Below are 13,064 nucleotides of genomic sequence, written 5' to 3' on the forward strand. Positions count from 1 at the left end.
TATCCACAGAATAACCCACAGACTCGTGAGGGACTCGGCAGAGAGTCAGTCAAAGACTCGCCACAAAATGAGGACGATCTCCCGAAACACACCACGCAACGCCAAACACAAACGTCGGTATCGCGTCAGTAACGCATACGTTTCGCAGAGGTGGAATAATCGGACTGTAAGAGCCAACGAACGCAAAGACGCAGAATCCGCAACGGGGGGGCTGGCACCGCGCCCACTGCCGCAAAAGATGTTTCCTTCTCCAGGACTCCCGCTAAAAGTTTTCGGTGTAAATTTCAGATCTTTGGATCGCTGCGAACCGGTGAAACTAAATGATACCTGACTACCAAACCCTGATGCGCCCCGTGCTAGAGTGTGCCCGCAATGAACCCAGAATGATCTCGGACGTCGTCGACGATATCTCAGATCACTTTGATCTGAGCGGCGACGAGCGGCGACAACTTCTACCGAGTGGCAAGCAGACAACCATCGCAAACAGGGTGCATTGGGCACGCTCTTACCTGAAACAGGCCGGATTGGTTAGGAACATCCGACGTGGATGGTACGAACTGACTGAGCGCGGCAAGTTGGCACTCGAAGATCCTTCGATTTCCTTGGACGTAAAATATCTAATGCAGTTCACCGAGTTCCAAGACTTTAGGTCACGCACCAAAGAGAATGACGAAATCACACAAGCAGAAACCGAAAACGATACGCTCGCCTATACACCTGACGAAGACCTGCAGGCGGCACATCAAAAATTGGACAACGCTCTTGCGGCATCCCTATTGGAAGCCGTCCGATCTTCGTCTCCAGCATTCTTTGAGCAACTGATTGTAGATCTGTTCATTGCCATGGGATACGGCGGCACGTCAGAGGACGCGGGGCGCGCCTTAGGCCAATCCGGTGACAACGGTGTAGACGGCGTCATTGATCAGGACCCTCTAGGCGTTGACCAGATCTATTTACAGGCCAAACGCTATGGCGCGACGAACAGTGTTGGCCCGGCGGAAATACGCGATTTCTTCGGAGCACTCAGCCTCAAGAAAGCCTCCAAAGGAATCTTTGTTACAACCTCGCAATTCAGCAACGCGGCTCAGCAAACCGCGAAGGATTTGGGAACACGGATTGTGTTGATCAACGGCGCGCAGCTCGCCAAGTTGATGATCAAGTACAATGTTGGGTGCCGTGAAAAAGAAGTTTTGCACATCAAACAGATTGATGAAGGCTACTTCGAGGAAGTCACGACTTGACCAACTAGTGACGTCAAGCCACGTGATACCGCTTGCGCTGAGATTTGATCATAAGCGCAAGCCAATATCTCCTTACAGCAACCTTGATGGGCAGCTCGCCTATAGAGAGGATAGCCCCCCCGGAGGCCCCCTACCCGCCCGTCACAAAATGCACGGTGTCAAAGCTGTGGCGCCAGTCTGCGACTTCGGCGGCGACTGGTGCTCCCTGTAGGCCTTGTGTGATCAGAGAGGCGAGGCGGGGGGCGTCGGCCGAGGTCATGCCCCAGCGGACAAGCTCGGGGGTGCCGATGCGCAGGCCGTTCATGTCTCCCGCAACCTCGGCAATCGGCAGGCCGATGCCGCAGGCGAGGAACCCCGCCTTGCGCAGTTGTTTGGAGGCGGCCTGCCCTCCGCCAAAGGCTGCAGCCTCTATGGCGAACTGGTGCGACTGGGTGAACTTTGCAGGGCCATCGGCGGCCGGACCTGAGAACACCGGCAGCCCCAGCCCTGCCAGCTCATCCGCCAAAGCCTGCGCCATGGCGATCATCTCTGCGGCATAGGCGGCACCGCAGTCTTTCCAATCCAGCATGGTCACCGCCAGCGCGGCGGTTTTGGCGGCGTCAAAATTGGCGGTCATGCCGGGAAAGGCGATGGCGTCCAGACGTTGAGCGATCTCGGCATCATCACTCACGATCAGACCACCGGCCGGGCCACCAAGGCTTTTGTAGGTGCTCATGGTCATGAGATGCGCGCCGGCCTTCAGCGGATTGGACCACGCCCGCCCAGCGATGATGCCGCATTGATGGGCCGCGTCAAACAGCAGCTTGGCCCCCACCTCATCTGCGATGCTGCGCACTTCGGCCACGGGGTGTTCAAAGAGGTTGAGGCTGCCCCCGAGGGTGATCAGCCGGGGCCGCTCGGCCAAGGCCAGCGCGCGCAGCCCGTCCAGATCGACGGTATAGCCATCGGCATTGACCGGCGCCTCTATGATGCGCAGGCCAAACAGCCCGGCGCAGCCCGCCATATGGTGGGTCACATGCCCGCCGATGGAGGCAGGCGGCGCAATGATGGTGTCGCCGGGCTGGCAGATCGCCATGAAGCCATAGAGATTGGCCATGGCTCCTGACGCCACCCGCACCTCGGCAAAGCGCGCATCAAACACCTCGGCACAGAGGGTGGCCGCAATCACCTCGATTTCCTCGATTGCTTCCAGCCCCATTTCATATTTGTCCCCCGGATAGCCCAGCGAGGGGCGCGAACCGATGCCGGAGGAGAGAAGCGCCTCGGCCTTGGGGTTCATGACATTGGTGGCCGGATTGAGATTGAAACACTCCTGCTCATGGATCTGGCGGTTTTGCTCGGCCAGTTGTTCGATGCGCGCCAGAAGTGTGTCAGACGTGGCTGCCGTGGTCTGCTGCGCAATACGCTGTACCAAGGTTTCGCTGGTGGCGGGCACCCAGTCTCTTTGTGCGAGGGTCATTGATCGCTCTCCTGTTTTGGGCAGTCTGGCCGTGCGCAGGTGACTTCGCAAAACAGAATTGATATTTCTTGGCGTAGAAAAACTAAGGCTATAAGATGAGTGTTGCGCCCAAACGGCCCAAGGGCCCTCCGTTAAATGCCATGCGCGCCTTTGAGGCGGCGGCGCGGCATGTGAGTTTTGTCGCTGCCGCAGAAGAGCTGAATGTGACGCCCGGGGCGATTTCGCAGCACATCAAGACATTGGAAGGCTGGGCGGGCACGCCGCTGTTTTTACGCAATGCCCAAGGTGTGGCGCTGACGGCAGAGGGGCAAGCGCTGGTGGCAGATTTCACCGCCGCCTTTGACCAGCTTGCCGATGCGGCGCGGGCGCTGCGCAATCTCACGCCCAATCCCGATTTTCATATTGCCGCATTGCCTGCGGTCGCGCAGCTCTGGCTGCCCAAGCGGTTGCGGCAGGTGCGGGCGCAGTTTCCGGAAATCACCTTTTCGGTCACGGCCATGGAAACCCCGCCAAGCCTTGCGCGGGAGATGTTTGACCTGTCGATCTTTTTCGGGGTGCCGGATGGGGCCGCAGATCAGATTGCGGTTTGCGCCGATGCGATCCTGCCGGTCTGTGCGCCGACGCTGTTGCCTGAGGCCAAAGAGGATCTGACTGCGGTGACCCATCTGCATGACCAGACATGGGAGGAGGATTGGGCGCTTTGGGCCGCGCATAGCGGAGCCGAGGTGTCCCAAAGCAAAGGCGGGCCGCGGTTTTCCCTCTACAGTCTGGCGATGGAAGAGGCCAAGGCGGGGGCCGGTGTGCTGATGGGGCATCTCTGTCTGATCGAGGAGGCTGTGGCATCCGGCGCGTTGGTGGCGGTTGAGGAAACGCCCTGCCCCACCGGTCGGTCGCTGTTGATCGCGCAACCGCATCCCGCGCGGCGGCGGGCGGAAACGGCGGAGATTGTGGCTGTGTTGTCGGGCTAAGGGCTTCCAATCTCGCTCTGGGGCGCACTGTGGGGCGGGTTTCGGGCAGGCCATTACATTTCCTGCCACCTCAAATGTTCTATTTTTGTTCTCATTGTCTTATATTGGCGGCATGACAGATTCTTTGCCGCCCCCTCCCCCTCTGGCCAAAGGCCGTGTGCATGAAGCCTTCGGCCCTGGCGGGCCGGTGTTTGCCTTTGTGTTGGGTCATCACTGTCGCGGGACCATCATCTGGGTGCGCGACCGCTGGCGGCGGGACCGGCTCGATCCCAACGGGTTTAAGGCGTTTATCGATCCGGCGGAGCTGTATCTCTGCAAGACCAAGGATCATGCGCAGGCCCTTGGCGTGGCGGAGGATGCGCTGCGCTCCGGCGCGGTTGCGCTGGTGGTGGTGGAGCTCAGCAAGGAGGTGACCCTGACGCAGGGGCGGCGGCTGCAACTCGCCGCGCGGGAGGGCAAATGCACGGGGCTGGCGCTGATCTCTGAGGGGATGGGCAGCAATGCGGCGGAGACCCGATGGCGGTGCAGGCCGGTGTTTGATCCCCATATCGCGGTGATGCACCAATGGGATCTGGTCAAAAACAAATCCGGCGCGCAGGGCAGCTGGCGGCTTTGGTGGGACAGCGAGGCAAAGCAGGTGCGGGTGGTGTCCCATGCCCGCGCCTGAGCGCGGGGTCGGTCACAGGCGCGGGCCTGCGACCGCTGTTTCTTAGCTCTCGTCCTGATCCTGCGTCTCAGATTGTTCCTGACGGCGGCTCAGCGCGCCGACATAGCCGGACACAGTCTGCAGGATGCGGAAGGCGGTTGAGGCGTCGTTTTCGACCACGGCCATAAACTCGGTTTCCCCAAGGCGCAGCATTTCCATATCGGTCTTGGCGTACATATCCAGCGCGCGCTTTTCTTTGCGCAACAGCGCCAACTCGCCCACCAGTGTGCCCGCACCGGCCTCGGCGACCTCATGGGACTCCCCGTCCGGTGTGTGAAAGCCAAGCCCGGCGGTGCCTTCAAGGATCAGATAGGCGCCATCGGCCGGATCGTCACCCTGATGGAAGACATAATCGCCCGCCTTTTCCTGATGCCACTGCGCACCAAAGGCCAGAAGGCGCATCTGGCGGCGGGACAGGCCGGCAAACATGTCGGCAGAGGTGAGCGCACGCATCTTGCGACGCAGGTCGGCGCTGGCGGCGTTTTCGGTGTCTTCAATGTCCACCGCCTCGCCGTCTTTCAGGCGGCCGTGCTCCAGCTCGAGCAGCATGTCAAAGCTGTCCTGATCCTCAAACTCTTCTTCCAGAAACACCATGGTGGTGGTGGGCAGAAGGCTGCGCAGGCTTTCGATGATCTTGGCCGCCTGCCCTTCCTCATAAGACGCCAGACAGCGGTTGAGGATCAGCAGGTCGGGCTTTTTGATCGCGGCGCGGCTGATCGCCAGCGGCTCGGCAAAGGCGCCGGGCAGATTGGTGCCGCCGATACCGGTTGGCACCGCAAAGAGCAGCTCGGCCACCTCGTCTTTCACGCCCGCATCGCTGAGGATCTGGGACACGATATCGCGCAGCTGCTCGCCGCGGCCACCGGCGGAGGCCGAGAGTTTGCCGTAGATCGCATTCTCCAGAACCGTCAGACCCGGCGCGTAGCGGGTTTCATCCAGGGGCGCGAGGAAAGCGGTCATCCATTCCGCGAGCTTCTCCGCCTCATTGTGGCGCAGCTCCAGAATGGTCTGCTTCAGCTCGTCGCCAAAGCCCGGTCCAATGCGCTCTGCTGACACGGAGAACGGCAGGTTGAGCATCTGGCCCAGTTCCTCACGTGCCATTTCCGAAAGCCCCACCTCGCGGCTTTTGCCGACCAGCTCTACATTGCGGGTGAAGACCTCAGCGTTCAGGCCAAGCTGCTGGAACAGCGGGTGATCCGTGCCGTCCACACCAAAGGTCTGGTTCAGCATCTCGATCACTTCCTGCGACATGCGCAGGATGCCCTCCTCGATGCCCAGCTCATGCAGCAGATCAAGGAAGCCCATGACCTCTTCGGGGTCGGGCTCCTGAACTTCGCGCAGCGGTGTGGCAAAGAACAGGTTCGCCGCCACAGGCATGGCGGGGTTATAGGCGTCCGGATCAAAGCGGTAGTAGGCTTTCTCAAGCCCGGCCTTGGCCAGCGCCTCCTGAATTTTGGGGCGCAGGCTGACCAGTGTTTGCGCCAGTTCCGCGTGATCCTCTTCGTTGAAGACCTGATCCAGACCGCGCCGGAACAGCGCGTTGCCCGCGCCTGTTGCGTCCATCAGCTGGACCCAGAAGCCGTGCACCGCGTCCTCATCCGCAAGATCGGCCAGATTTGGATCCACCCAATCGGCAAAGAGGCGGTCCGTGCTGTTGCCGGTGCGGCGGCTTTCATAGGCGCGCTTGCGGTCTTCGCCTTCGCCCTGCGGATCGGGACGTTCCGAAAGCGGTGCGCGTTTGAGCGGCATCATCACGTTGTCGCCAAAGGTGCCTTCAAAGACATAGGGCGACGGATCGGCATAGCCGATGCGGGAGGCGATCACGCGCTGGTGCAGATCGCTGAGCTTTTGCCCGCCAATAGAGAGGCTGCCGCTCATCGGCAGGATTTCTCGGGTGAAGAGCTCCGCCAGTGCGCGGCGTTCTTCGGCGTCTTGTGAGCGAATGCCCATCACCGTGCCCTGCGGCACGGTTGCGGTGATGTTTTCCAGCACGGTGCCGCCATCGTGATCGCGCACATAGACCTTATCCAGCGCGATTGCGCCGGTCAGGCGTGGGATCTCTTCAGGCTCGCCCTCAATCAGCGCTTCATCCACCATGCCGCTTGGATCAAAGCGGTCACCGATCAGATGCCAGCGCAGCGACAGATCCGCCACGCGGTTGTAGTAGTTCAGCAGCTCTTTCCAAGGAGAAGACAGGTCTTTGTAGGCGGCCAAGGCAGCCACAAGTGCGCCAAGGGTCACCTGCCCCCGGATCACCAGAAGCCCCCCAACGAGGTAGAAGAAAAACGGCGTCAGCTGGGTGATGAAGTTGTTGAGGAACTTCATGAAGAATTTCTTCTTGTAGATCGACAGGCGGATCAGGAAGAGCGTGCCCAGACGGCGTGTGGTCTGTGCCATGCGGAAGCGCCAGCCACCGTTCACGCGCAGCTCCGGCGCACCCGCCGCCGTTTCGCCGATCTCTGCTGCAAGCTTGCGCACCTGTTGGATGCGGTCCTTGTTCAGCAGGTTGATCTGGCGCTGCAGCTTGGGAATGAGCCAGGCCTGCACGGGAATGAGCGCAATCGCGGCAAAGCCGAACCAGATGTTTTGCAAGAACAGGAAGGTCAGAATGGTGATCATCTGCCCCGCCTGCATCACCGGCAGGCTGATGGCATCGCCCATCATGCCGCCCAGCGGCTCGGATTCTGCGGTGATCATCGACACCAGCTCACCCTGCGAGGTGCGCCGCAGGTAGGGCTGCGGAAAGCGCGTGATGCGCGAGATCAGCGTGAAGCGGTAGCGGCGCAGCATCCGCTCAGAGAGCACACCTTTCATGGTGTTGATGCGCATTTTCATCAGGCCGTGAAACAGCACCGAGAGCAGGAACAGGAGGCTGAGCATGATCAGGAAGTTTTCCTGTGTCATCTCAAAATCGAGCACGTCGATGAAATCCTGATCCGCGTCAATCGCGTCGTTGATGATCCGCTTGGGCAGCTCCAGCGTCAGGAACTGCAGAGGAAACAAACAGGCCGTCAGCGCCAGAAGCACCATCTGGTCGCGCTTTGAGAATTTCCAGATGAACGAAAATAGCGAGCGTTCTATGACCTCAACTCCCGGTCTTAGGCAACGGGCCGAAACCCGGACTTTCAGCAGATGCTATCAATGCATCCACCCTGTGTTCAAACGGTTTCTTAATGCATCTGCCTTTAACTTGAAGCATCAGACAAGGCAGCGCGCGCGAAACCTCAACAGGTCACGCCATGCGCCGGCAAAGGCTGAGATCCACGTTTTTGGCGGACCACTTTGGTCGGGAAATGATATAGGCACAAAACATGGGTTTGCGGTAGCTGAATTCTGAGTCTAGTCTCAGAAAGTCAAATACATCATGGGGCTTAGGTCTATGGACCAAATCACGACCATACTTTTGCTGGTCGCTGCGTTTCAGATCAAACATCTGGTGGCGGACTTCTTTTTGCAGAACGCCAAGATGATCATGGGGCGCGAGCGTTACTGGCATATGGGCCGGGCGCAGCACGCGGGCATTCACGCTGTTTTCTCGGTTGTGGTGCTGGCTCTGTTTGGCTCCAGCCCGATGGTGATTTTCTGGATGGTTCTGGCCGAGTTCATCGTCCATTTTCACATTGATTGGGGCAAGGCGCGATTCTCTGTGGATCGCGGGCTGACCCCTGAGCAACCGATGTATTGGTATGCCATGGGGTTTGATCAGGCGCTGCACCAGCTGACCTATCTTGTGATGAGCTGGGCCTATTTCGCCTGCCTCACCGCCTGAGACTGCCCCTAAGACTGCCCCGTGAGTCGGAACGCCCGTCTCAAGTCCACCTGTGCGCGACACACTTCTTTCTACAAATCGCTGCTCGAAAGCGCAGAGCGTAAAAATGCGCGTAAGGATCAGGCTTTGGCGGCAAACACGTCGATGATGGCGTGCATCTGATCGGCCTCTCCCACCACAAACACCCGCGCCTTTTGTGTCGCAGCCCCGGCAAAGGGCGACAGGATACAGCGCACTGATGCGCCCACACGTGCGGCTGAGAGGAAACGCGCGCGCACATCAGATACATGCAGGCCGGTTGCCGCACGCAGACAGAGCGCTTCGGCCATGGCGCAGAACAACATGCCCGGCACAATGGCGCCGTCAAATCCGGCCACTTTGGCCATCACATCATCGGTGTGGATCGGGTTGTCGTCATGGGCCAGTGCGAGATAGCGCGAAACGGCCTGCGGGCTCAAAGGGGCCAGAGACGTTGTCTCTGCCTGTGGCGGGGCCATGCGTTCAGCAAAGCTTGGCGGGCGCATCTCGCGGATCTGGGGTGCGGTGAGAAACTTCACCCGGGTTTCCATCTGCGCGCCGCTGTCATTGAGGCCAAAGCGGAAGCTTGCGGCGGCTTCGCTGCGCTCCTGATGTAGGACAATCTTGTGACCGGCCTCAACACGGGCGGTCTGACAGCCCAGAAAGCTCTGGCTTTCCTGCACCGCATAGGTGCCGGTGGGCGCGCGCAGGGCAGCTTTCACCTCCCAAAGCGCCGGATCTCCAAGCAGTAGGACTTTGCCGGTGATCGGAGCTGGCAGCGACTGCGGCGCGCCTGCGAGTTCCGCCAGAAGCGCGGCCAGCGCCGCCTCCTGCGTCGCGTCCACACCGCGCTCCAGCGTCAGGGTTGTCACCGCTGTGTCCTTAGACATCGGCTGCAAAGGCCTCGGCAATCAGCGTTGCGTTGATGCCGCCAAAGGCGAGCGAGTTGGACATGACCGCCTTCAGCGGTGTCGCCTTGGCCGCGTTGGGCACAGGCTCCAGCCCGATTTTGGGATCAACCTCGGTGAAGTTCAGCGTCGGCGGGGCCGATTGGCGCAAAAGCGCGCCGATGGCGACGATCAGCTCCAGCGCACCGGCCGCGCCAAGCGCGTGGCCATGCACCGGTTTGGTCGAGGAGATCTCAACACCCTCAAGCGTGTCGCCAAACACCGCGCGCAGGGCAGAGACCTCGTTCACGTCATTGGCCACCGTGCCCGTGCCATGGGCGTTCACATAGCCGATGTCGCGCGCATCCAGCCCGGCCTGACGCAGCGCCATGCGCATGCAGGCCGAGGCGCGCTCGGGATTGGGGCGCAACAGGTCACCGGCGTCTGAGTTAGTGCCAAAACCGCTGAGTTCGCAGAGAATGGTCGCGCCACGCGCCTCTGCGGCCTCAAGGCTTTCCAGCACCAGCACACCCGCGCCTTCGCCCAGGATCATGCCATTGCGGTCTTTGCTGAAGGGGCGGTTGAGATCTGCGGTCATCACCCGCAAAAGCTCCCAGACGCGGAACACGCCGGCCTCAAGACAGGCTTCTGAGCCGCCCACAAGGCAGCGCTCCACTTGGCCGGAGGCAATCATCTGCATGCCCATGCCGATGGACTGGCTGGCTGAGGAACAGGCGGTTGCCAGACAGAGCGCCGGGCCGGTGGCGCCAAACTCCATGGAAACCCAGCTGGCGGCGGCGTTGTTCATGATCTTGGGCACCGCCATGGGATCAAGCCGCATGGAGCCTTCTGCGCCAAATTTCAGATAGTTGCGGTCCAAAGTTTGCGCGCCGCCAAAGCCTGAGCCGATGGAGACGCCGCAATTCTCCCCGAAATGCGCCTCTGTGAGGCCCGCCTGCGCCACCGCCTCACGCGCGGCGGCCAGCGCATATTCGGCGACGGGCTCACGCATGCGGTGGGGCGTTTCGCCGAGGATTTCGGCCAGATCACTGTCGGCAATCTTGCCTGCGGTTTTGACGCGCTGAATGTCGAGCGCCTCAAAGCTGATCGGTTTGACACCGGAGGTGCCGGATTGCGTGGCCTCAATCAGTGCATCCGCACCGATGCCACATGCGGAAACGGCGCCGAGGCCGGTGACGACAACTCGGGTAGAAGCAGGTCGCGCCATGGGGTGGCTCACGCCTCCTCAGCTTGGTGCGCTTCGATTTTGGAGATCGCCAGATCCAGCAGATCCTGCACGGTCACAACATCGGTCAACTCATTGTCGACCGAGACATAAGCGCCGTATTTCTCTTCGATCGCCATGAGGATCATCACAAAATCCGCAGACTGGATGTCCAGCTCTTCCAGCGGGCGCTCCGGTGTGATTTCGGAGGCATCCACCATGCCCTCTTCAGCCACCATCTCCAGTAGTTCCCGCGTCAGCGTCTCGCGATCGGTGCTCATCAGCGTCCTTCCAGTCGTAAAGTCTTTTGGTCAATTCCCCCGCTACCCGCAGGGCCTTGAGAGAGACTTTAGGTGGCCTGCCGCAAAACATCCAGCCGAAGATCGCCGCAAAAGGGCGCAAATCCGCTGTCTGTATCGCGTGGGTCTCACGTGCCTATGGGAGAGGCATAGCGAAGAGAGAATGCTGGCGCGTTTTGGTGACGCGGCACAGCGGGGTGCAGCCAAGAAAAAGGCGCCAGACACAGGAGGGAAATGGACACAACGCCCCGCCCCTCGCGTCTCTGACGCCTTCCTTGAACGCGCGCTGATGAGACAGCAGGCCGCCCGAAAAAGAGCGCCCCAGATCCCAGCACCGCCATTCGGTGCGCGCCAACCAAGCATGGCCCCAGAAGGGGTTCGCCGAAACGGCTCATAGAGCTGAGCCCCATGGCAAATGATCGGTGCTGCGGGATACGGATATCGGCACGCGGGCCGAGGCCCAAAGCAGAGATCCGCTCCCCCCTACCAACAGAGGCTGTGCTTTTCTGATAAAAAGCACCCCACTGCCAGCCTACGCTCAGGCGTTTGCCGCCGTCCTGCCTGCGTCCCTCGTCACAATGCTCCGCCCCGTGATCCCCGTGGGGTCGTGAGAGGAGCCATACGCAAAGAGTCTCAGCCAGTGTGGCAGGCGATCCGGGCCGAGTGGTGGCAGTTGAAACGCCGATGTCTCGGCCCCTTCCCCTACCGGGCCCCGGAAGACCTCAGCGTCCCGCGCCGGATCGTTGCGACCCCTTGCGTTGAGAAGGATGCTGCGCCCTGAGGGGGCGGTTTGGCAAGGAAAAACGGGCGTTTGAGAGGCGCGCGCTGGGGGTAAGGCGCGGGGCAAGCCTGTGGGTTTCCTGTGGATAGGTTGGGGATGGGTTTGGAAAGGTCAGCGATGCGGGGGTTTTGGGGGAGGATGGAATTATTTTGTGGGGTGAGCGGCCAATGACAAAATCTATATGTCCCGCTCACCGCGACAAGTGCGAACCATATTCTCCAATCAAAAGGTCCAGTTCACAAAAATCACGGCGCGCTCACGCTAGAGTCACGGCGTAGGGATAGCCTACCACTCATTATTAGTATGTTTACAAGTAAATGGTGAGCCAAATGCCTGGACCTACCCCCAATGTCATTGAACAAAAATTCAAAATCTCTGAAATCGAAGCAGATCTTAAGGAGCTGCAAATCGAAGCGGCAAGCCGGCGCCCACTTGAGGAAATGGTCAAGTATGGCGCGGCAGCCTTCTTTGCTATAGGTGCCGCACTATCTTTTTTTGGATACTCGTCCATAAAGGATATTGAAACGCGACTTTCAACCAGCATGGACCAGAAGCTTAAACAACACATATTGGATGAAACGCTGGTCACAAGCCAAGAACTGGCAAGTTTCTATGAGTTTGTGCGACAAAGCGAAGAAAATATTGCCGAATACAACGCCCTTCTTGAGGGGTACAAGGAAAGAATGGGCGATATCGACAACGTACTTCAAGTCAGCGAATTGGAAGACATTGAAGGCGAAGTGAAACGCATTTCACAGGAGATCCAGCTTCGAGACCAGTTTTTTCAATTGCACGAAGCTTCAGCATTCAACAAGCTCACCGCAAACAGTCTTCATGCGGACGAAGTTTTTGCTGGCTCGCTTTTGGACAAAAACTGGCGCATAGGCGTTGTTTCTCGAGTTAGAGATTTCGCGAGATCTCCCGACAAAATCGCGGAAGTTTCTCCAGACGTCTGGTTTAACTTTATTCAAGATATGCGGAGCGTTCACATGCAAGCCCCCTTGCTTGAGTTAGCTGCCGCTTTGCCGAACGACCCTGCGCGGCCTGACGTTATCGCTGTCAAACACTCAATCCGTATTGTTAGTGAGACGGATGAGGCAAGAGAAGCAACTTATCAGAACTTGCTCAACTTGGTAGTGGACGTCGACGCTCGCTCACCGCATATCGTGCTCGCAGAAGCGTGGAATGCCACTGAAACCTACAGACGGTATTCGGATTTCATAGAGGCCTTGCATTTGGCGGCTTCCAAGAGAGAAACGGAAGAGGAACCTCCAATTTCCTACATACATGTCCTTTTATCTGAAAGTTACATGCGGCGGGGGTTCGCCGGCGATATTCAGCTGGCAACACAAGAATTGCAAACGGCGCAAAAGATCCTTGCAGCAGAAAGTCCGATGAACCAATGGTACTCCAGTTCCTCATCAAAGCTCGCAAGCCTAATTACGCTCTTAGATGGAATGGTCCAACCGAACGCTCTGCACAATACTCACTTCCCAATCGGCGATAACTGAGTGTGTTGTGCGCATCGGGTCTAAACACGTCGCTAAAACCATCCCATCGAAGATGAATACCAGACCGAAATAATACACACTCAGGCGAATGAGATCGCAGAAGTATGCTCTATTGCATGCGAGAACCGTGGGAAGGATGCACGCGATGCCGGGACGGTACAATGAAAAGGCCGCTCAGTTGAGCGGCCTTTGTGTTCTTG

At 59.2% G+C, this 13,064-nt stretch carries 10 protein-coding genes; 5 read left to right on the forward strand and 5 right to left on the reverse strand.

What is annotated here, in order from left to right:
* The first annotated feature begins 344 nt into the window (after nucleotides 1-344).
* Nucleotides 345-1,241: a restriction endonuclease gene (locus J7400_RS20170; protein WP_280638036.1), complete on the forward strand. Its 897-nt coding sequence runs from the start codon at nucleotides 345-347 to the stop codon at nucleotides 1,239-1,241.
* A 130-nt stretch (nucleotides 1,242-1,371) separates the two neighbouring features.
* Here the strand turns inward: J7400_RS20170 and J7400_RS20175 are convergent, their stop codons facing one another.
* The gene (locus J7400_RS20175) at nucleotides 1,372-2,700 is read right to left on the reverse strand and encodes an aminotransferase class I/II-fold pyridoxal phosphate-dependent enzyme (protein WP_209065911.1); all 1,329 of its coding nucleotides are present in this window, start codon (nucleotides 2,698-2,700) and stop codon (nucleotides 1,372-1,374) included.
* A gap of 95 nt (nucleotides 2,701-2,795) precedes the next feature.
* Between J7400_RS20175 and J7400_RS20180 the strand changes: the two genes are divergently transcribed.
* Nucleotides 2,796-3,668 (forward strand): LysR family transcriptional regulator, encoded by an 873-nt coding sequence (locus tag J7400_RS20180; RefSeq protein WP_209065912.1) that lies wholly within the window; start codon nucleotides 2,796-2,798, stop codon nucleotides 3,666-3,668.
* 112 nt (nucleotides 3,669-3,780) lie between these two features.
* Nucleotides 3,781-4,335 carry a hypothetical protein gene (locus tag J7400_RS20185; protein ID WP_209065913.1) on the forward strand — a complete coding sequence of 185 codons (555 nt, stop codon included), beginning with the start codon at nucleotides 3,781-3,783 and terminating at the stop codon, nucleotides 4,333-4,335.
* Between the two features lie 42 nt (nucleotides 4,336-4,377).
* On the opposite strand, the gene J7400_RS20190 is transcribed toward J7400_RS20185, so the two are convergent.
* Complete coding sequence (locus J7400_RS20190; RefSeq protein ID WP_209065915.1) at nucleotides 4,378-7,404, reverse strand: cyclic nucleotide-binding domain-containing protein; 3,027 nt, start codon at nucleotides 7,402-7,404, stop codon at nucleotides 4,378-4,380.
* A 349-nt stretch (nucleotides 7,405-7,753) separates the two neighbouring features.
* Between J7400_RS20190 and J7400_RS20195 the strand changes: the two genes are divergently transcribed.
* Entirely contained in the window at nucleotides 7,754-8,143 is a 390-nt protein-coding gene (locus tag J7400_RS20195) for a DUF3307 domain-containing protein (RefSeq protein ID WP_209065917.1), read from the forward strand.
* A 119-nt stretch (nucleotides 8,144-8,262) separates the two neighbouring features.
* Here J7400_RS20195 and J7400_RS20200 read toward each other — a convergent pair whose 3' ends face one another.
* From J7400_RS20200 to J7400_RS20210, 3 genes are read right to left on the reverse strand one after another with little or no spacing between them, the layout of a single operon-like run.
* On the reverse strand, nucleotides 8,263-9,033 hold the full coding sequence (locus J7400_RS20200) for a MaoC family dehydratase (protein WP_209065919.1): 771 nt from the start codon (nucleotides 9,031-9,033) through the stop codon (nucleotides 8,263-8,265).
* Nucleotides 9,034-9,043: 10 nt separating this feature from the next.
* Complete coding sequence (locus J7400_RS20205; protein WP_209065921.1) at nucleotides 9,044-10,276, reverse strand: beta-ketoacyl-[acyl-carrier-protein] synthase family protein; 1,233 nt, start codon at nucleotides 10,274-10,276, stop codon at nucleotides 9,044-9,046.
* Nucleotides 10,277-10,284: 8 nt separating this feature from the next.
* Nucleotides 10,285-10,554 carry a phosphopantetheine-binding protein gene (locus J7400_RS20210; RefSeq protein WP_209065922.1) on the reverse strand — a complete coding sequence of 90 codons (270 nt, stop codon included), beginning with the start codon at nucleotides 10,552-10,554 and terminating at the stop codon, nucleotides 10,285-10,287.
* Nucleotides 10,555-11,682: 1,128 nt separating this feature from the next.
* On the opposite strand from J7400_RS20210, the gene J7400_RS20215 reads away from it, so the two are divergent.
* Complete coding sequence (locus tag J7400_RS20215) at nucleotides 11,683-12,864, forward strand: hypothetical protein (protein WP_209065923.1); 1,182 nt, start codon at nucleotides 11,683-11,685, stop codon at nucleotides 12,862-12,864.
* The last annotated feature ends 200 nt before the right edge of the window (nucleotides 12,865-13,064 follow it).

The organism is Shimia sp. R9_2, from assembly GCF_017743735.1.
GTDB lineage: Bacteria > Pseudomonadota > Alphaproteobacteria > Rhodobacterales > Rhodobacteraceae > Shimia.